The following is a 19,960-nucleotide window of genomic DNA, read 5'->3' on the forward strand; positions in this document are numbered from 1 at the left end:
GGATACGGGCTACTTCGATTTGCCGCCAACGACGACGGCAAGCTTGTTCTTCATTTCCAGCAGCTTGTGCACCTTGGCACCCATCTTCATGAGTTGCTGCAACGATTCGGCGTCAAGCTTCTGCACGTCGTCAAACCAGGTGGTCATGAGCGTGATGAGCTGATACATCTCTTTCATGCGCGCCTGGGCGTGGCGGTCGTCCGGGTCGGTCGGGGATTCGAGCATCACGTCGCGCAGCAGCGAGAGCGTGGGGTCGATCTCGCGCTTGCGGCGCTCTTCAGCCAGTGTGCGGAAGATGGTCCAGATGTCGTCCGGGGCGGAGAAGTATTCGCGCCGGTCGCCCGGCTTGTGCGACAGCCGCACGAGCTTCCAAGACTCCAGCTCCTTCAGCCCGATGCTCACGTTCGAACGGGAGAAGCCCAATGCCTCGGCGATCTCGTCAGCGTTGATCGGCTCGCGCGCGGCGTAGAGCAGCGCGTAGATCTGCCCGACGGTGCGATTGATGCCCCAGCGGCTGCCCATCTCGCCGAAATGCAGGACGAAGCGCTGTTTCAAGGGAGAGAGTTGCATTGTTTTGATCTTTCTCAATTTTTAGGAATTTCTGAAAGTTTAGCCTCCGTTGCCGCCCTTGGGATGTGACGCGCTGTCGCGGCGGGCGTGGGACGCTGCCCGCGGCCGAAGATGCTACAAGTGTGAGATAAATTCACAAGAAAACGTGTGTCGCTTCAATATCACGCTTTTATCTTATTTATCCGCCAATAATTAACGCAGATAAGGTATTGCCGGACTGGACGTACGAAATTTCGTTCGCATCGTTTGCTGAGAATGACGAGCAAGAGCGCGGGCAAAGCAGATAAGAATCATTTTCAATGAAGCAGTATCTGCTCGGGCAGGTGTATGGGTGTGGGCTGCAGAACGGGGTTATCGGTCTTAATAAATCCAGCTATGTGCCGATAATCCCTTGCGAAGTAAATCAGCAAAGGAGAATCCCCCATGCGTGTCAACGAACCTGTTACCCAGCGCGAATACGAGTTCCCGGACAACGCCACGCTCATGTCGACCACCGACACCCAAAGCTACATCGCCTATGCGAATGCAGCGTTTGTGGAGGTGAGCGGTTTTTCCCGCGAAGAGATCGAGGGCCAGCCACATAACATCGTGCGTCACCCCGATATGCCAACCGAGGCATTTGCCGATATGTGGGCCACGCTCAAGGCGGGGCAGCCATGGACGGCGCTGGTCAAGAACCGCCGCAAGAATGGCGACCATTATTGGGTGCGTGCCAACGCCACGCCCGTGGTGCGTAACGGACGGGTCAGCGGCTATATGTCGGTGCGCACCAAGCCCACGCGCGAGGAAATCGCCGCGGCCGAAGCGCTCTACAAGGATTTCCGCGCTGGTCAGGCGGGCAGCCGCAAGTTTCACAAGGGCCTGATCGTGCGAACGGGCTTGATGGCCTGGCGTTCGGTGTTCCAGCTGATGCCGGTGCGCTGGCGCATCCGGCTCACCTTTCTCACATTGCTGCCCGCGTTGCTGGCGGTAGCGTGGGCGTTTGGCCTCTCCGGCGCGGCGCTCGGTGGTTTTGCCGGCGCATTGCTTGTGGCCCTGGCGCTGGCGTCGTGGTCATTGAAGGTGCAGATCGCTACGCCACTCGAAAAGCTGCAGGAGCTGGCGCTGAGCGTGGCCTCGGGGGAGAGCCGGAAAGTCGCCATCGCAGACCGCGTGGACGAGATCGGCATGACGTTGCGCACGGTCAGCCAGCTGGGGCTGATGTTCCGCTGGTTGATCGATGATGTGGCCGAGCAGGTCGTCAACGTGCAGTCGGCCAGCCAGGAGATCGCCGAGGGCAACGGCAACATCAACACCCGCACCGAGCAGGCTGCTGCGAGCCTGGAAGAAACCTCCAGCTCGATGACGCAGATGACGGCCACGGTGGCCAGCAATGCAGAGACGGCGGGGCAGGCGAATACGCTGTCGGGCGCGGCCACGCAGGCGGCGGTCAACGGCGGCCGTGCCATGGAGCAGGTGGTGGCCACCATGAGCGCCATCACGCAAAGTGCCAAGCAGATTGCCGACATCATCGGCGTGATCGACAGCATTGCCTTTCAGACTAACATCCTGGCACTCAATGCCGCCGTGGAAGCCGCGCGTGCTGGCGAACAAGGGCGGGGCTTTGCTGTCGTGGCGGGCGAGGTGCGCGCGCTTGCGCAGCGCAGCGCCGGCGCTGCCAAGGAGATCAAGGAGCTGATCGGCACCAGCGTTGACAAGGTCGAATCGGGAGCGCGGCTGGTGGACGATGCAGGCAAGACCATGGACGACATCGTCGAGCAGGTCAAAAAGGTCTCCGCCATGATCGCCGACATCAGCCTGGCGACGGCGCAGCAGACCGACGGCATCACGCAGGTCAGTCAGGCGGTCAACCATTTGGATCAGGTCACGCAGGAGAACGCCACGCTGGTGGGCCAGAGCGCAGCGGCGGCCGAGGGCTTGCGCATCCAGGCGACACGGCTGGTGGAGGCGGTCAACGTGTTCCGTTGAGCACGATGCAATTGCAAAAACCGTGTGAGCACCACATCGCGATTGTGCGGTCTTCGCCTACTATGCCTGTGCGGTAACGTCCCTCAAAACGCACATTCTTTGGAGCGCGAACATGGCCTCACACGGTTTGATTGCTTGGCTGATCATCGGCGCGGTGGCGGGTTGGCTTGCCGGCATCCTGGTCAAGGGCGGCGGTTTCGGCATCTTTGTCGACATCGTGGTCGGCATTGTCGGTGCGTTCATCGGCGGATGGCTGGCGGGGGTGCTGGGCATCTCGCTGGGCGGCGGGTGGATCGGCTCGATCATCACGGCGGTGATCGGCGCGGTGATCCTGCTGTTCATCATCCGGCTCATCAAGCGCGCATAGCGCAAGGCAGCACCAGTCCCACGAACGGCGGTGGATGGCAGAGTCATCCAACCGCCGGATTTCAACATGCATCCCATCACCTAGACTGGTTGAACCAAGGGCAGCCGTGCCGCGCCACAAGCGCCGGCCCGGCAGGTACACGCTAACCCAGCGAGGCCACCATGTCTGACCAGCTCATCACCGCACCGCAAGAACTCTACGAAGGGTTCGAGATTCACGTGTCGCCCAGCCCGATCCGGGCCGACAGTGGTTGTTACACCTACACCGGCTACGTTTGTCACCCCGGCGCGAATCCTCAACAGCCGGGACGCGCCGTGCCATTCCATGCTGACGGCAACGACAGTTTCGGCAGCCCCGAAGCGGCCGTGGAAGACGCCGTCCATGTGGCGCGCAGCATCATCGACGGCACGCACCCAGATCTGTCGGTGCTGTCCATCGTGACGAACGGCTACTGACGCCGATACCTGCCGATACCAGCGTCGGCGGCTTCCCTTCCGATCAGTCCTGCACGTGATGCTCTGGTCGCCATTGGCGGCGGCCGACGCATTTGCTGTGCCGCACCATCACGAATCGTATCTGCACCGAAACCGTGCGATGCGGTGCTCGCGCATGAGGCACGCGCGCCGGCCGGTTCTTGGTCAATTTCCCGCAAACGCAGACAGCACAAGGCTTTGCCCGCCTGGCATACCTGTTGCATAGCACCATTGCGCGGGTCAAAGGCGATTCGTGCTCTTCGTGGTGAAGGCCCTGGTGCTCAGGGCTCCTTGGACAACGGCGTCCCAGACCCTGGCTAATGCAGCCGGGCTCTTGGACGCCTTTCTTTTTTTTGGCCCCTGATTGGGATTCAACATGACCGGCAAAGCCACCCGAATCGATCTGTTCAGCCTGCGCACGCCGCAGATGCGCGCCTTTCATCTGACGTGGCTGGCGTTCTTCGTCTGCTTCTACGCGTGGTTTGCCTGCGCACCCCTCATGCCGGTCCTCAAGGGCGAGTTCCACCTCACGCCCGGGCAGATTGCCAACATCAACATCGCCGCCGTGGCGGTGACGATTCTGGTGCGGCTGATCGTCGGCCCGCTGTGCGACCGCTTCGGCCCGCGCAAGACCTATACCGGCCTGCTTGCGCTGGGTGCGATCCCGGTGCTGGGCGTGGCGCTCGCGCAGAGCTACGAAGCGTTCCTGTTCTTCCGCCTGGCGATCGGTGCGGTTGGCGCGAGCTTCGTCATCACGCAGTACCACACGTCCGTCATGTTCGCGCCCAACGTGGTGGGCACGGCCAATGCGGCTTCCGCTGGCTGGGGCAATGCTGGCGGAGGCGTGGCGCAAGGCACGATGCCGCTGCTGCTGACGGCCATCGTGATGATGGGTGCCACGCAGAGCCTGGGCTGGCGCGTGGCGATGATCGTGCCGGGCGCGGCCATGCTGATCGTCGCAGCGCTCTACTGGCGTTACACGCAGGACTGCCCCGAAGGCAACTTCAGTGATCTGCGTGCCGCAGGCAAGACGATCGACGGCGGCAAGAAGGGCGGCTGGGGCAGCTTCGTGGCGGCTGCTGGTAACTATCGCGTGTGGCTGCTGTTCATCACCTACGGCGCGTGCTTTGGCGTGGAAATCTTCATCCACAACATCGCCGCCACCTACTACGTCGACCACTTTGGCTTGTCGCTGTCGGCAGCCGGCATGGCGGCGGCGAGCTTCGGCCTGCTGGCGCTGTTTGCCCGGGCACTCGGCGGCATCGTGTCGGACCGCGTGGCCGCCAGGCGTGGCCTGGATGCGCGTACCCAACTGCTGTGCGTGCTGATGGTGGGCGAGGGCCTGGGCCTGTTCGGCTTTGCCCACGCAGGCAGCGTCACGGTGGCCATCCTGGCGATGCTCGGCTTTGGCCTGTTCACCCACATGGCATGCGGCGCGACGTATGCGCTGGTGCCGTTCATTGACCGCCGCGCGCTGGGCGGCGTGGCCGGCATCATCGGCGCGGGCGGCAACGCCGGCGCGGTGGCGGCGGGCTTCCTGCTCAAGGGCATGGCCGATACGCAGGCCACGCTCTCGGTGCTGGGCGCGCTGGTCGGGCTGTCCGCCATCTGTGCGATTGCCGTGCGTTTCTCGCCGGAACACAAGGCGCGCGAACAAGCGCTGTACGACAACACGCTGGCCGCCGCCGGCAACGCCTGAAAGAGGACATCACCATGACCATGAAGATCGTCGTCATTGGCCACGGAATGGTGGGCCACAAGTTTCTGGAAAGCCTGCTGCACGCGCCGGGCCATCACCTTGAGGTGACGGTGCTGTGCGAAGAGCCGCGCCCCGCCTACGACCGCGTGCACCTGTCGGAATTCTTCACGGGCAAGTCGGCGGAAGACCTTTCGCTCGTTGCTCCGGGCTTTTTTGACCGCGATGACGTGGTGCTCAAGCTCAACGCCCGCGCCACGGCCATCGACACTACCGCCAAAACGGTGACGGCCTCGACCGGCGAGGTGCTGCCGTACGACAAGCTCGTCATCGCGTCGGGCTCGTCGCCGTTTGTGCCGCCGGTGCCGGGCAAAGACCGCAAGGACTGTTTCGTCTATCGCACCATCGAAGACCTCGAAGCGATGGCCGAGTGCGGCCAGCGCGCCAAGACCGGCGTCGTCATCGGCGGCGGGCTGCTCGGGCTGGAATGCGCCAAGGCGCTGCGCGACATGAACCTGCAAACGCACGTGGTCGAGTTTGCCGGCCGCCTGATGGCCATGCAGGTGGACGACGGCGGCGGCCGCATGCTGCGCCGGAAGATCGAAGACCTTGGCGTGACCGTTCACACGCAGAAGAACACCTCGGAGATCGTCGACGGCGAAACGGCAACGCACCGCTTGAACTTTGCCGACGGCACGCACCTGGAAGCCGACATGGTCGTCTTCTCGGCCGGCATCCGCCCGCGCGATGAACTGGCGCGCGCCTGCGGGCTGGAAGTGGGCGAGCGCGGCGGCATCGTGATCGACTCCGAGTGCCGTACCTCCGCGCCCGACGTGTACGCGATTGGCGAATGCGCGCTGTGGGGCGGCAAGGTCTACGGGCTGGTTGCGCCGGGTTATGAGATGGCACGCATCACCGCCAAGCAGATCCTGGCGGCGGACGACGCGGCAGAGTTCAGCGGCGCCGACATGAGCACCAAGCTCAAGCTGATGGGCGTGGACGTGGCCAGCCTGGGCGATGCGCAGGGCGTGACGCCGGGTAGCCGCAGCGTGCAGTTCACCGACGAGCGCAAGCAGATCTACAAGAAGCTGGTGGTGTCGGAAGACGGCAAGTACCTGCTGGGCGGTGTGCTGGTGGGGGATGCGGCCGAATACGGCACGCTGCTGCAGATGATGCTCAACCGCATCGAGCTGCCGGAAGCACCGGAATTCCTGATCCTCCCGCAGGCCGATGGCAATGCGCGCCCGGCACTGGGCGTGGATGCGCTGCCCGATAGCGCGCAGATCTGCTCGTGCAACGACGTATCGAAGGGCGCGCTGTGCCAGGCCGTGTGTGCCGGCGCCACCACCGTGGGCGCGCTCAAGGACGCCACCAAGGCCGGCACCTCGTGCGGCGGCTGCGTGCCGCTCATGACGCAGGTGATGAAGGCCGAGATGAAGAAGCAGGGCCTGGCCGTCAACAACCACATCTGCGAGCACTTTCCGTATTCGCGCCAGGAGCTGTATCACCTGGTGCGCGTGGGCCGCATCGAGTCGTTCGAGGCGCTGCTGGAAGCGCACGGCAGCGGCATGGGCTGCGACATCTGCAAGCCCGCCGTGGCGAGCATCCTCGCTTCGTGCTGGAACGACTTCGTGCTCAAGAAGGAGCACGCCAGCCTGCAGGATTCCAACGACTACTTCCTCGCCAACATCCAGAAGGACGGGACGTACTCCGTGGTGCCGCGCATGCCCGGCGGCGAGGTCACGGCAGACGGCCTGATCGCCGTGGGCCAGGTCGCCAAGAAGTACGGCCTGTACACCAAGATCACGGGCGGCCAGCGTGTCGACCTGTTCGGCGCGCGCCTGGAGCAACTGCCGCTGATCTGGGAAGAGCTGATTGCGGCAGGCTTCGAGTCGGGCCATGCCTATGGCAAATCGCTGCGAACGGTGAAGTCGTGCGTGGGTTCCACCTGGTGCCGCTACGGCGTGGGCGATTCGGTGGGTTTTGCGGTGGCGCTGGAGAACCGCTACAAGGGCCTGCGCTCGCCGCACAAGCTGAAGTTTGGCGTGTCGGGGTGCACGCGTGAATGCGCCGAGGCGCAAGGCAAGGACGTTGGCATCATCGCCACCGAGAAGGGCTGGAACCTGTATGTGTGCGGCAACGGCGGCATGAAGCCCCGCCATGCCGAACTGCTGGCGGCAGACCTCGACCAGGAAACGCTCATCAAGTATGTCGACCGTTTCCTGATGTTCTACGTGCGCACGGCTGATCGCCTGCAACGCACCAGCACATGGCGCGACAACCTCGAAGGCGGTCTCGACTATCTGAAGGATGTGGTGATCAACGACAAGCTGGGCATCGTGGCCGAACTCGAAGCCGAGATGCAGCACGTGGTCGACACCTATCAAGACGAGTGGAAGACGGCCGTGACCAACCCCGACGTGCGCAAGCGCTTCCGCCACTTCGTCAACAGCGAGGCGAAGGACGCGAATGTGGTCTTCGTCGAGGAGCGCGGCCAGATCCGCCCGGCGACGGTGGAGGAGCGTGCGAAGACGCGGCCCGTGCGCATTCCTGTTGTTGCTGAAGCCGCTTGAGCCTGATAGAGGAAGAGGAGGACGTCATGCAAGCATCCCGTTGGACCCCGGTCTGTGCCCTGGACGACATCGTTCCCAACACCGGCGTTTGCGCGCTGGTGGACGGTGACCAGGTTGCCGTGTTCCGTGTGGGCGGCAACACGCCGCAAAGCGTGTACGCCATCGGCAACTACGACCCGAACTCCGCCGCCGCCGTGCTGTCGCGCGGGCTGGTCGGCAACCTGGGCGAGCGCATCGTCGTCGCGTCGCCGATCTACAAGCAGCACTTCGACCTGACCACGGGCGAGTGCCTCGAAGCGCCGGCCAACTCCGTGCATGCGTACGCGACCAAGGTGGAAGACGGCAAGGTGTGGGTAGCGGCATAAGCTGCAAGCCGTAAGCCGGGGGCCATGGCCGCCGGCACTGAGTGAATCCAATGACCGACAACCTTCAGGAGAAGGCAGCATGAACGCCAAGACCGTACGCCCCAAGCTGGTCGTCATCGGCAACGGCATGGCCGGCATGCGCACGGTCGAAGAGTTGCTCAAGCTCGCGCCGGACCTGTACGACGTCACCGTGTTTGGCGAAGAACCGCACGGCAACTACAACCGCATCCTGCTCTCGCCGGTGCTGGCGGGCGAGAAGCAGGTTGACGACATCATGCTCAACACGCGCGAGTGGTACGACCAGAACCACATCACGCTGCACGCCGGCGACCCGGTGGTCGCCATCGACCGCCCGCGCCGCACGCTGCGCTCGCGCGACGGCGTGGAGATGCGCTACGACCGCCTGCTGATCGCCACGGGCTCGCGGCCGTTCATCCTGCCGGTGCCGGGGCATCTGCTGCCCGGCGTGATCGCCTTTCGCGACATTCAGGATGTGGAGACGATGCTGGAAGCGGCCCGCAACCACCGGCACGCGGTCGTCATCGGTGGCGGTCTGCTCGGGCTTGAGGCCGCCAACGGCCTGATGCGCCAGGGCATGGAGGTGACCGTGGTGCACCTGCCCGACAGCCTGATGGAGCGCCAGCTCGACAAGCCGGCCGCCAAGCTGCTGCAGAAGGCGCTGGAAGCCAAGGGCCTGCGCTTCCTGCTGGGCGCACACACGGCGGAGCTGCTGGGCACCGACCGCGTGACCGCTGTGCGCTTCAAGGACGGCACCGAGATTCCCGCCGACCTCGTCGTCATGACTGCCGGCGTACGCCCGAACATTGAGCTTGCCAAGGCGGCCGGCCTGCATTGCGAACGGGCCATCATCGTTGACGACACGCTGCAGACCTACGACCCGCGCATCTACGCCGTGGGCGAATGCGTGCAACACCGCAGCGCAACGTTCGGCCTCGTCGCGCCGATCTGGGACCAGGCCCGCGTGTGCGCCGCGCACCTGGCCGGCGCCGGGCACCGCCGCTATGTCCAGCAGGCCACAGCGACCAAGTTGAAGGTCACGGGCGTGGACTTGTATTCCGCGGGCGATTTCATCGGCGGCGACGGCACCGAAGACATCGTGCTGCGCGACCCGCGCCGCGGCGTCTACAAGCGGCTCGTCCTGAAGGAAGACCGCATCGTCGGCGCGGTGCTGTACGGCGATGTGGCCGATGGCCCGTGGTACTTCGACATGATCCAGCGCCAGACCCCGATCACACCGATTCGCCAGCGCCTGTTGTTTGGCCGCGCGCTGTGCGAAGCCGAAGCCGCGTAATGAACATCGGCAAGACGCGAAACCGGCAACACCGCTTGCCCGCCGTGGGTGTGGCCGTTGAAGCCCTAGATGGCGCCTTGAATTTCTGTTGCAGAGAGGAAAAAGGAAGGGAAACTGTTTGAGCGAAGCGAGTTTTTCCCTTCCCCTCTCTGCAACAGAAATTCAAGGAGGGGGTCGCCATCTCGGGCGCGCCTTTCTTTTGCTTACTTTTCTTTGGCAAGACAAAGAAGAGTGAGTCAGCCCCGGCAGGGGATGAAACCAGGGATGCACCAATCACGCAAAGCAATACAGAGATGACGATGACAACCATCCCCATTCACCCAGTAACGGACGCCGTGCGCACCACCTGCCCCTACTGCGGCGTCGGCTGCGGCGTGCTCGCGACCCCACAGGCGGATGGCAGCATCGGCATTGCCGGGGACCCGGCGCATCCGTCCAACGCCGGGCGCCTGTGCGTGAAAGGCTCGGCCCTGGGCGAGACCGTGAGCCTGGACGGCCGGCTGCTCTTCCCAGCCATGCGCGAGCGTTCGCGCGACGCTGGCGCTCCGCAACTGGCCAAACCTGCGCCATTACAGCGCGTCTCGTGGGACACCGCTCTCGACGCCGTCGCGCAAGGCTTTCGCCGCATCGCCGAAGAGCACGGCCCGGATTCCGTCGCGCTCTACGTCTCCGGCCAGCTGCTGACCGAGGATTATTACGTCGCCAACAAGCTGATGAAGGGCTTTATCGGCACGGCCAACATCGATACCAATTCGCGGCTCTGCATGTCGTCGGCCGTGGCGGGGCACAAGCGCGCGTTTGGCGAAGACCTCGTGCCCGTCTGCTATGACGATCTGGAAACGGCAGACCTCGTCGTGCTGGTCGGCTCCAACACGGCGTGGTGCCACCCGATCCTGTTCCAGCGCATCGTGCGCGCCAAGGAAGCGCGGCCCGAGATGAAGGTGGTGGTGGTCGACCCGCGCCACACGGCCACGTGCGAACTGGCCGATCTGCATCTGCCCATCAAGCCCGGCACCGATGTATGGCTGTTCAATGGCCTGCTGTCGTTCCTCTCGCGGCGCGGTGTGGTGGACCGTAATTTCGTCACGCAGCACACCAACGGCCCCGATGCCGCCCTGGAAGCGGCCGGCACAGAGAGCCACGACGTTGAAGCCGTTGCCAAGGCCTGCAAGCTCAAGCTCGACGATCTGCTGACCTTCTACAGCTGGTTTGCCGACACCGAACGCACCATCACCGCGTTTTCGATGGGCGTCAACCAATCGACGGCGGGCACGGACAAGGTCAACAGCATCATCAACTGCCACTTGCTCACGGGGCGCATCGGCCGCGCTGGCATGGGGCCGTTTTCGATTACCGGCCAGCCGAATGCGATGGGCGGGCGCGAAGTGGGCGGTCTGGCCAACATGCTGGCCGCGCACATGGAGCTGAACGAGCCGTCGCATCGCGACCTCGTGCAGACGTTCTGGGGCGCACCGCGCATGGCCGACAAGGTGGGCCTCAAGGCGGTCGACCTGTTCAGCGCCATTGAAGACGGGCGCGTCAAGGCCGTGTGGATCATGGGCACCAACCCCGTGGTCAGCCTGCCCGATGCGGACCAGGCGCGCCGTGCGCTGGCCAAGTGCGAACTCGTTGTTGCTTCCGATATCGTTGAAGCCACCGACACCACGGTACTGGCCGACATCCTGCTGCCCGCGCTGGGCTGGGGCGAGAAAGACGGCACCGTGACGAACTCTGAGCGCCGCATCTCGCGCCAGCGCGCCTTTCTGCCGGCCCCCGGCGAGGCACGCGCCGACTGGGACATCATCGCCGACGTTGCCCGCCGCATGGGTTACGACGGTTTCGACTTCAGGAGCGCGGGCGATGTGTTTGATGAACACGCGCGCCTGTCTGCCTACGCCAACGATGCGAGCGGCACCCGTCGTGCCTTCCACCTCGGCGGCCTGACAGGGTTCGATGCCGAGGCATACGACGGCATGTCGCCGGTGCAATGGCCCATCGCAACGTCGGGCAACAGCGAAGCGCGCCTCTTCAGCGATGGCCGTTTCGCCCACGCCGATGGCCGCGCCCGTTTCGTGCCGACGCCCGCCCGTGCGCCCGCGCATGCGGCGGATGGCGAATATCCGCTCATCCTCAACACCGGCCGTGTGCGCGACCAATGGCACACCATGACGCGCACGGGCCGCGCGCCCAAGCTGGCTGACCACGTGCCCGAACCGTTTGTCGATCTGCACCCGCACGATGCGCTGCTGGCCGGCGTGCGTGAAGGCGGCCTGGCGCGCGTGTCGTCACGCTGGGGCAGTGTGGTGGCGCGTGTGCGCATGACGGGCGGCATCGCGCGTGGCAGCGTGTTCGTGCCGATCCACTGGAACGGCCAGTTCGCTTCCGATGCGCGCGTGGGTGCGGTCGTCAATCCGGTGGTCGACCCGGTGTCGGGAGAGCCGGAGTTCAAGCACACACCGGTGATGGTCGAGCCGTTCGATGTGGCATGGCATGGCTTTGTGCTCTCGCGCCGCGCACTCGACACCGACGATGCAACGTGGTGGACGCGCATTCAAGGCAAGCAGTTCGTGCGCTATGAACTGGCCGGCCGCCAGCAGCTTGGTTCCGTGCACGATTGGGCGCGCGCGCTGCTGGGCGTAACCGACCCACACGCCGACTGGCTCGAATACGAAGACACCACCGCGCGTGTCTATCGCGCTGTGCACGTGGTGGATGACCGCATCGAAGCCTGCGTGTTTTTGTCACCGCGTCCGGATCTGCCGTCGCGCAACTGGCTCGCGGGCCTGTTCGCGCAAGAGCGTCTCGAAGACGTCGATCGTGCGGGCGTGCTGCTCGGCCAGCCGATCGAGGCGGGTGTCGATGTGGGGCCAACCGTGTGCTCGTGCTTTGGCGTGGGCCGCAACACCATCTGCGATGCCATCCGCACCAAGGGCCTGCAAACCACCGGCGAGATCACGGCCTGCCTGAAGGCGGGCGGCAATTGCGGCTCGTGCGTGCCGGAACTCAAACGGCTGCTTGTGGAGGCGCGCGTGCAGCAGGCGGCGTGACCTTTGCGTCGCGTTACACGCAATATCGCTTTTATGCCCGGGTAATATTGACATCCAATTAAACCCGGGTAGAATGCGTTCCTGTTGAAACTTCAGCAGGAGCGCTTCTCATGGATGCCGCAACAATCCACGCGTGCACGGCCTTTGCCGGCACCCAACGCCTGGCCGGCGGACCCGTCCGCGATGTCGCACGCGCCGTCAAAACGCACCTCGATGCCCACCCCGAATCGCAGGTCCTCGTGTTCGACAACACGAGCGCGCACCCGGTGGAATTCGATTTGCGCGGCACGGTTGAAGACGTGGTTGCGCGCATCGATCAAGCCGCCCCATCTGCCGCTGAACCCGCCGAATCTGAAAGCCGCCCCCGTGGCCCTGGGCGCCCCAAGCTGGGCGTGATTGCCCGCGAGGTGACCTTGCTGCCGCGCCACTGGGACTGGCTGGCCGCGCAGCCGGGCGGGGCGTCGGTTACGCTGCGCAAGCTGGTGGAAGATGCGCGCCGCGCCGCCGAAGGGGCCGACCGCCGCCGCGTGGCGCAAGAGGCGGCGTACCGCTTCATGTCCGCCATGGCCGGCAACGCCGCGGGCTTTGAAGAGGCCACGCGCGCCTTGTTTTCCGCAGATGCCGCGGCGTTCGCGTCTCTCACCCAATCCTGGCCCGCCGACGTACGCGACTTTGCGCGCGAACTGGCGAGCCGGGCCTTCAATCCTCAACAGGAGGCTGCATGACAGCACCTGCCGCTCGCCCGTTGTGGCGAACATTCATTGCATTCCTCGGCCCGCTGATCCTGGCCAACATCCTGCAATCGTTATCGGGCACGCTCAACAACGTCTATGTCGGACACATGCTCGGCGTGAAGGCACTCGCCGCGGTGTCGGCGTTTTTCCCGATCCTGTTCTTCTTCATCGCTTTCATCATCGGGCTGGGGTCGGGAGCAGCGGTGCTGATCGGGCAGGCGTGGGGCGCCAAGAAGCCCGAGGCGGTCAAGACGGTGGCCGGGACAACGTTGTCGGTCGGCTTCATCGTTGGGCTGGCGGTGGCGCTGCTGGGCGGCCCGTTCGCCAACGCGCTGCTGGGGTGGCTCGGCACGCCCGCCGACATCCTGCAAGACGCCACGCTCTACGCCAGCGTCATGCTCTATGCCATGCCGGGCCTGTTCGTCTATCTGCTCGCCACGGCGATGATGCGCGGCGTGGGCGACACGCGCACGCCGTTGCGCACGCTCGCGCTGTCGACGGCGATCGGGCTGGTGCTGACGCCGACCTTCATTCGGGGCTGGTTCGGCTTGCCGCAACTGGGCGTGGCAAGCGGCGCCGCGGCCACCATCATTTCGTTCACGATCGCGCTGGTGTGGCTCGCATTCTTCCTGCGCCGCCGCAATCATCCGCTCGCCCCCGATGCCGTGCTGGCGCGGCACCTCTGGGTCGATGTTGGCGTGCTCAAGACCGTGCTGAAGATCGGCGTGCCGACGGGCGTGCAGCTTGTGGTGATCTCGATTGCCGAGCTGGCGCTGCTGTCATTCGTCAACGGCTTCGGTTCCGACGCGACGGCCGCTTACGGCGCCGGCACGCAGATCATCAGCTACGTGCAGTTTCCGGCCATGTCGATCGCGATCACGGCGTCCATCCTCGGTGCGCAAGCCATCGGCTCGGGCAATACAGAGCGGCTCGACGCCATCACGCGCACCGGCTTGTGGCTGAACGTGGCCATTACCGGCGTGCTGGTGGTGATGGCGTTGCTGTTCTCGCGCGCTGTCATCGGCTGGTTCACCACGAACACGGAGGTGATGAGCCTTGCCCAGAGCCTGCTGCATATCTCGCTGTGGAGCTCGGTCATCTTCGGCATGGCGAGCGTCTTCTCGGGCGTGATGCGCTCCAGCGGCACGGTGATGGCGCCCACGGCCATTTCCATCCTCGCCATTGCGGCGGTGGAAGTGCCGGTGGCCTGGGTGCTGAGCCGGCATATCGGCACCGATGGCATCTGGGCTGCGTACCCGGCCGCCTTCCTCGCCATGTTCGTGATGCAGGGGCTGTATTACGCGCTCGTGTGGCGCCGCCGGGCGCAGCGGTTCGGCATCCGCCGGATGGTTTGACGACATCCACGCCGGCAGCCGCCGTGCTGCCGGCGGGGAACGCGCGTGAGGCTTACGCCGTGCTCTCGCGCAAGGCCTTCTTGTTGATCTTGCCGACGCTCGTTTTGGGGATCTCTGCAACGAAGGTGATACGGTCCAGCTCTGGCACGGCGTATTTGCTGATGTGTTTGGCCTCGGCGTGTGCCAGCAGGCAATCGCGGATAGCCTCCGCCTTCAGGCGCGCCCCTGGCTTGCCAACGACAAACGCCATCGGGCGTTCTCCCCATTTGGCGTCGCGCACACCGATCACGGCGCTCTCCTGCACGCCCGGTACCTGGGCAATCAGGCTTTCCACTTCAATCGACGACACCCACTCGCCGCCGGTCTTGATGACGTCCTTGATGCGGTCGACGATCTGCACGAAACCATCGGGCGTCATGACGGCGATGTCCTGCGTGTGCAGGTAGCCGCCCGCCCACAGCTCTTCTGATGCTTCCGGCTTGTTGAAATAGGCCTGCGTGAGGTAGGGCGTGCGCAAAACGATCTCGCCCTGGTGCTTGCCGTCGTGCGGCACATCGCGCAATTGTTCGTCGACGATGCGCAACTCGGCCAGCGGCACGGGGCGCCCCGTGGCGCAGCGCATGCGGATCTCCTCCTGCCGGTCTGTCGGCTTGCGGCCCGCCGGCAGTTGTGCGAGCGCCACCACGGGGCCGGTTTCGGACATGCCATAACCGGCAAACACGTCAATGCCGCGATCAAGCGCCGCCTCGCACAGGGCCGGAGACAATGCCGAGCCGCCGATCAGCACCTTCCACCCCGACAGGTCATGCATGCCGCCTTCCGACGCTTGCAGCAGCATCTGCAGCAGCGTCGGCACGCAATGCGAGAAGGTCACGCGCTCCGTGTCGTGCAGCTTGAGGAGAAGGTCAGCTGCGTAACGGCCCGGCAGCACGATCTTCAAACCGAGCATGACGGCGATGTACGGCATGCCCCACGCCAGCACATGGAACATCGGCGTGATCGGCATGTAGACATCTTCTCGGTGCAGGCGCTGGCCATCGCGCGGTGCGCACAGCGTCGTGGCAGTTGCCATGGTATGCAGCACGATGTCGCGGTGGCTGTAGCTCACGCCTTTCGGGTCGCCGGTCGTGCCGGTCGTATAGAACGTTGCGGCACGCGTGCGTTCGTCGAAGTCGGCAAATACAAAATCGGGCGAGGCGTGGGCCAGCAGCGCTTCGTATTCGCCTGCCACTGGCAGCGTGGTGTGCGGCATGGGGGCGTTGTCGGCCAGCACGACAACGTGACGCACGCTCGTCAGCTCGGCCCAGATCTCTTCGAGCAGCGGCACGAAATCGGCGTGCACGAGCACGACTTCGGCCCGCGCATCGTTGAGCGTGTAGAGGATCTGCTGGGCGGAGAGCCGCACGTTCACGGTGAACAGCGTTGCACCCATCATCGGCACGCCGAAGTAGCACTCGAGGTAGCGGTGGCTGTCCCAATCCAAGACGGCCACGGTCGAGCCGTGTTGAACTTCCAGCGTGCTCAGTACCGACGCAAGCCGGCCGATGCGTTCGCGAAACGTGCGATAGCTGTAGCGCAGCGCACCGCGATAGGTGATTTCCTGCTCGCCGTAGAGGCATTGCGCATTGGTCAGCAGGTGCTTGACGAGCAGCGGATAGGTGTACGCCGAAGGTGTCGGGGTGATGAGGTTCGCGTGCATGATCGGGAAGGCGTTGTTCGGTATGCAGGTTCGTACGGGCGTGGCGGTTCAGGCAGCGTCTTCCAGCTGGATGACGATGTGCCCGTCGGTCTCGTGAATGGCGTAGGTCTTCAGACACAGGCCACCGGCGCCGGGCATGCAGCCGGTGGCGAGATCGAAGCGCAGGCCGTGCGCCGGACACTGCAATACGTTGCCATCAAGGCGCCCCGAGGCCAGCGAAGCCCCGTTGTGCGGGCAACTGTTGTCGACGGCATGAAGCCGGCCTTCGATGTTGAGCAGGACGATGCTGCGACCGTTGACGAAGACGAGCTTGCGGTCTCCGGCGCCTAGGTCGCCGGACAAGGCCACGGTGACATTGGATGCCATGGTGCTCACTGCGCTTCCTCTTGCGATTGCAGTGGCGATTGCGACAGCGCGTTCTGCATGGCGTGCACGAGCGTGCTTGCCGGATGCGCACCCGAGAGCGCGACGTTCGAGTTGAAGATGAAATGCGGCACCCCGGAAACGGTCACGCCGCGACCGATTGGCTTGCAGACGCTGGGTGGGCCCGCATCGAGCACCATGGCCCGGGCGATGGTGTGCTCGACCTCCAGGCGTTGCAGCACGTCTTCGTTACCGATGTCTGCGCCTTCCACAAAATAGGCGCTGAAGATGCGTTCGATAAGCTGGGCCGGCTGTCCGCCCGCGTCGACCCGGCGATATTTCCGAACCACACCGTGCGCGCGCTCGGTGTTGGGCAGGACGTTGATGCGCGTGAAATCGAAGTCGATGCCGGCGGCTTGCCCGGCGCACTGCACCTCAGCGCGTCGCATCGAAACGGCAGTGGGGCTGCCGAGGCGGCTGAGGTAGAACGCCTGGTAGGGCAGCCCTTCGAGCGGGGTGTCCGGCAACAGCGGATACGGGCGCCATCGTACCTTGGTCTTCACCTCCGGATGCAGCGTTGCGAGCATGCGCAGCGCGCTGGCCAGATGGCGCGTACCGATCCAGCACCACGGGCAGATGAAGTCGAAGAAGACATCGATCGTGAGCGTTGCGCGCCGACCGTTCGCGCCGGCCGGCAGTCCCCGCACGGGTGGGTCAAACAAGTTCATGGATCAGCGCTTCCGCCATGGGCCAGGGGCCAAATCCCGCGGCGGGATTCAGATGCCCCACCTCTCCGAGATCGACCAGGCGGCTGCCCCAGTCGGCGGCCATACCGGCCACGCGCTCGAACGATGCCAGCGGATCATTCCGGCTGGCCGCGACGAGGCTCGGAAACTGCAGCGGGCGCCGCGGGCAGGGCAGCCAGCCATTTTTCTGCAGCACGTCCTGCGTGGGGTAGCCCGACGGCAACTGCGTCTCGAGATCGGCCGGGGTGGCCAGCAGTGCGCCGTGGATCTTGCGCGCGTGCCGTTTCGCCCAGTGCACGGTGATCATCACGCCCGCGCTATGCGCCACCAGGATCACCGGCCCGTCGATGGCGGTGATGGCTTTGTCCAACGCTGCCACCCGTGCCGCGCAGCTCAGCCGGTCGACTTCCAGCGGTGGGACTGACGCAGCCTTGTGGCCTGCGGCCTGGAGTTTGGCTTCGAGCAACGTCTGCCAGTGTTCGGCCACGTGGTCGCGCAGGCCGGGCACCATGAGGATGGTGGGAGAAGTGTTGGACAACGTCATGATGAAATGCCATGAAGAAAAAACGAGGAGGTCACCCTCCTCGAATGCCGACCGGGGAGACGGCGGAGCCCGCCTCCCGAGGTGCTTTTGGGTACCGGCCGCTCAGAACTTATGGCGGATGCCGACAGCCGCGCCGAGCATGCTGGTCTTGCCGGCACCCAGGCCGTAGCCGGTGGCGTTGAGGTCTACCGTGGACTGGTCGAGCGCCAGGCCCGCGTTGCGCGCATAGGCCGTGGTCAGGTAGAGGTCGGTGCGCTTGGAAAGCGTGTAGTCGGCAATGAACGCGAGCTGCCACGGGTTGGCCTGCGTGGACGGCGCGCTGTTGATGGTCTTGATCTTCTGGTACGAATATTCGAGCGAGAGCATCACGGCGTTCGTCGCCTGATAGTTCACGCCGGCCCAGAAGTAATCGTCGCGCAGCGCCACGCCGCCGTTGGCGTTCTTGTTCTGGCCCCAGCGGTAGCCGCCCATGATCTTGAGCACGTCGCCAAAGAGGTAGCTGCCCGCCAGCGCTGCCTTGCGCACCGTGCCGGAGCTGAATGCGCCGCCACCGAGCGGGGTGCTCGGGTTGTACTGGTCATATGCAAACGTGGAGCCCAGCGGCCCGCCCGAGTAAGCCACCCCCGCGCCATAGCCGCTGTCGCGCCGTGCCTGGCCCGGCACCTCGCCGTTGCCGCCGCCCGTTGGGTTGGCGCTCGGGGCGCCGGTGCCGAACGACCAATGGGCTTGCGCAGTCACCGGGCCGAAGTTGCCTGTGTACATGGCCGTGTTGTCGGAGCGGAAATTGACGCCGGTCTGGACGGCCGCCGGTTCGTACTGCGTGGAATACGCCATCGGCTCGAAGTTGGCCAGCAACTGGAACAGCGTCGTGTACTGGCGACCGAAGGTGAACTGCCCGATCGTGCTGCTCTTGAGCCCAACGTAGGCCTGACGCCCGAACAACCGGCCGCCTTGTTGCGATTGGCCCGTGTCGCTGGCAAAGCCGCTTTCGAGCACGAACAGCGCGCTCAGGCCGCCGCCAAGATCCTCCACGCCGCGCAGGCCCCAGCGCGAGCCTGACAGCCCACCGCTTTGCATGGACACGCGGTTGCCCGAGCTGCCCGGCGTGGCGCCCGCCAGGTTGGTCGCATATTCGATGTTGGTATCCACCACGCCGTATAGCGTGACGCCGGATTGCGCGCAGGCCGCGCCGGCGCAGGCCAGCAGTGCCGCGGGGGCGATGTGCTTCGTCTTCATGTTGCAGGGTCTCCTCTTGGTGTTGTCGCCGACGGGTCCGATGTGTCCCGACGGTCGTTAGAACGGCTTGCCGCCGATGATGCCGGCGCGTTCCATCTTGCGATGGCACGGCGCGTAATCCATAACCGCGTAGTGCTGCGTGGCGGTGTTGTCCCAGATGGCCACGCTGTTGGGCCTCCAGCGCCAGCGCACCTGGTATTCAGGAATGTAGGCCTGGCTGATGAGGTAGCGCAGCAGCTCCGACGCGCCGCCGGTGGCGTCCTGCCCAAAGCGCACGCGCGCGGGTGTGTGGTAGTTCGTGAAATGCGTTGTGAACCCGTTCACGTACAGCACCTTTTCGTCGGTCTCGGGGTGTGTGCGTACCACGGGGTGTTCCGGATCGGGGTACTGCGCCTTGAGCGCGAGACGCTTTTCGATCGGCATGACTGCGCCAAAGCTGGCTTCGATGCTGTGGCGGGCGCGCAGGCCGGCAATGTCGCGCTTGACGTGGTCGGGCAGGTTTTCGTACGCCAGCACCATGTTGGCCCACATGGTGTCGCCGCCCACGGGCGGGCATTCCACGCAGCGCAGCACGGCGCCAAACTGTGGTGCCTCGCGCCACGTGGTGTCGGCGTGCCAGCAGTTTTCGTAGCGGTCGTTCGGGTGTTCGGGCGTCTTGTAGATGCGCACGAGGCCCGGGTGCTCCGGGTCGCTGCCGGCGACGGGGTGGTCTTCCAGCTCGCCGAAGCGGCTGGCGAATGCGACGTGCTGCGCGCGGCTCAGGTCCTGATCGCGCAGGAAGATCACGCGGTGCTTGAGCAGCGCGGCACGAATTTCGCCAAACAGGCCTTCGTCTTCGATCGCGTCGGCCAGTTGCACCCCGGTCAGCTCGGCACCCAGGGCGTTGGTCAGTTGTTCGATGCGCATGACGGC

At 64.9% G+C, this 19,960-nt stretch carries 17 protein-coding genes; 10 read left to right on the top strand and 7 right to left on the bottom strand.

The genetic code is table 11. From position 1 onward, the window contains the following. Window positions 1-9: 9 nt before the first annotated feature. Window positions 10-570, bottom strand: coding sequence for a GbsR/MarR family transcriptional regulator (locus tag ACTJK4_RS09495; RefSeq protein ID WP_260801513.1), 561 nt, complete (start codon window positions 568-570; stop codon window positions 10-12). A gap of 423 nt (window positions 571-993) precedes the next feature. Between ACTJK4_RS09495 and ACTJK4_RS09500 the strand changes: the two genes are divergently transcribed. The 10 genes from ACTJK4_RS09500 to ACTJK4_RS09545 all read left to right on the top strand — a co-directional run bounded on the left by ACTJK4_RS09500 (window position 994) and on the right by ACTJK4_RS09545 (window position 14,460). Continuing rightward, complete coding sequence (locus ACTJK4_RS09500) at window positions 994-2,538, top strand: methyl-accepting chemotaxis protein (RefSeq protein ID WP_440817711.1); 1,545 nt, start codon at window positions 994-996, stop codon at window positions 2,536-2,538. Window positions 2,539-2,650: 112 nt separating this feature from the next. Beyond that, window positions 2,651-2,905, top strand: a complete 255-nt coding sequence (locus ACTJK4_RS09505; protein ID WP_004627540.1) for a GlsB/YeaQ/YmgE family stress response membrane protein — start codon at window positions 2,651-2,653, stop codon at window positions 2,903-2,905. Window positions 2,906-3,066: 161 nt separating this feature from the next. Further along, window positions 3,067-3,360: a hypothetical protein gene (locus ACTJK4_RS09510; RefSeq protein ID WP_316870764.1), complete on the top strand. Its 294-nt coding sequence runs from the start codon at window positions 3,067-3,069 to the stop codon at window positions 3,358-3,360. A 394-nt stretch (window positions 3,361-3,754) separates the two neighbouring features. Further along, a complete protein-coding gene (locus ACTJK4_RS09515) occupies window positions 3,755-5,077 on the top strand; it encodes an MFS transporter (protein ID WP_440817715.1) in 1,323 nt (440 codons plus the stop codon). 14 nt (window positions 5,078-5,091) lie between these two features. Next, complete coding sequence (gene nirB, locus ACTJK4_RS09520; protein ID WP_440476795.1) at window positions 5,092-7,647, top strand: nitrite reductase large subunit NirB; 2,556 nt, start codon at window positions 5,092-5,094, stop codon at window positions 7,645-7,647. A gap of 26 nt (window positions 7,648-7,673) precedes the next feature. Continuing rightward, the gene (gene nirD, locus ACTJK4_RS09525) at window positions 7,674-8,012 is read left to right on the top strand and encodes a nitrite reductase small subunit NirD (protein WP_260801516.1); all 339 of its coding nucleotides are present in this window, start codon (window positions 7,674-7,676) and stop codon (window positions 8,010-8,012) included. A 79-nt stretch (window positions 8,013-8,091) separates the two neighbouring features. Continuing rightward, on the top strand, window positions 8,092-9,324 hold the full coding sequence (locus ACTJK4_RS09530) for an NAD(P)/FAD-dependent oxidoreductase (RefSeq protein WP_232039816.1): 1,233 nt from the start codon (window positions 8,092-8,094) through the stop codon (window positions 9,322-9,324). Window positions 9,325-9,617: 293 nt separating this feature from the next. Then, a complete protein-coding gene (locus ACTJK4_RS09535) occupies window positions 9,618-12,371 on the top strand; it encodes a molybdopterin-dependent oxidoreductase (RefSeq protein WP_440817719.1) in 2,754 nt (917 codons plus the stop codon). A 110-nt stretch (window positions 12,372-12,481) separates the two neighbouring features. Further along, window positions 12,482-13,096 carry a DUF2239 family protein gene (locus ACTJK4_RS09540; RefSeq protein WP_440817722.1) on the top strand — a complete coding sequence of 205 codons (615 nt, stop codon included), beginning with the start codon at window positions 12,482-12,484 and terminating at the stop codon, window positions 13,094-13,096. Continuing rightward, on the top strand, window positions 13,093-14,460 hold the full coding sequence (locus ACTJK4_RS09545) for an MATE family efflux transporter (RefSeq protein WP_232039813.1): 1,368 nt from the start codon (window positions 13,093-13,095) through the stop codon (window positions 14,458-14,460). The genes ACTJK4_RS09540 and ACTJK4_RS09545 overlap by 4 nt, the downstream gene beginning before the upstream one ends. Window positions 14,461-14,512: 52 nt before the next feature. Here ACTJK4_RS09545 and ACTJK4_RS09550 read toward each other — a convergent pair whose 3' ends face one another. From ACTJK4_RS09550 to ACTJK4_RS09575, 6 genes are all read right to left on the bottom strand, one after another. Next, a complete protein-coding gene (locus ACTJK4_RS09550; protein ID WP_440817725.1) occupies window positions 14,513-16,159 on the bottom strand; it encodes a fatty acid--CoA ligase in 1,647 nt (548 codons plus the stop codon). A gap of 48 nt (window positions 16,160-16,207) precedes the next feature. Further along, on the bottom strand, window positions 16,208-16,525 hold the full coding sequence (locus ACTJK4_RS09555) for a Rieske (2Fe-2S) protein (protein ID WP_440817728.1): 318 nt from the start codon (window positions 16,523-16,525) through the stop codon (window positions 16,208-16,210). A gap of 5 nt (window positions 16,526-16,530) precedes the next feature. Then, window positions 16,531-17,250, bottom strand: a complete 720-nt coding sequence (locus ACTJK4_RS09560; protein ID WP_440817730.1) for a DsbA family oxidoreductase — start codon at window positions 17,248-17,250, stop codon at window positions 16,531-16,533. After that, complete coding sequence (locus ACTJK4_RS09565) at window positions 17,237-17,812, bottom strand: RBBP9/YdeN family alpha/beta hydrolase (RefSeq protein ID WP_440817733.1); 576 nt, start codon at window positions 17,810-17,812, stop codon at window positions 17,237-17,239. Before ACTJK4_RS09565 ends, ACTJK4_RS09560 begins: the two co-directional genes overlap by 14 nt. A 102-nt stretch (window positions 17,813-17,914) precedes the next feature. Beyond that, on the bottom strand, window positions 17,915-19,048 hold the full coding sequence (locus tag ACTJK4_RS09570; protein ID WP_440817736.1) for a porin: 1,134 nt from the start codon (window positions 19,046-19,048) through the stop codon (window positions 17,915-17,917). A 57-nt stretch (window positions 19,049-19,105) separates the two neighbouring features. Continuing rightward, on the bottom strand, window positions 19,106-19,954 hold the full coding sequence (locus ACTJK4_RS09575) for a TauD/TfdA dioxygenase family protein (RefSeq protein ID WP_316870774.1): 849 nt from the start codon (window positions 19,952-19,954) through the stop codon (window positions 19,106-19,108). Window positions 19,955-19,960: the final 6 nt, after the last annotated feature.

The organism is Ralstonia sp. 22111, assembly GCF_052045895.1.
GTDB classification, from domain to species: domain Bacteria; phylum Pseudomonadota; class Gammaproteobacteria; order Burkholderiales; family Burkholderiaceae; genus Ralstonia; species Ralstonia wenshanensis.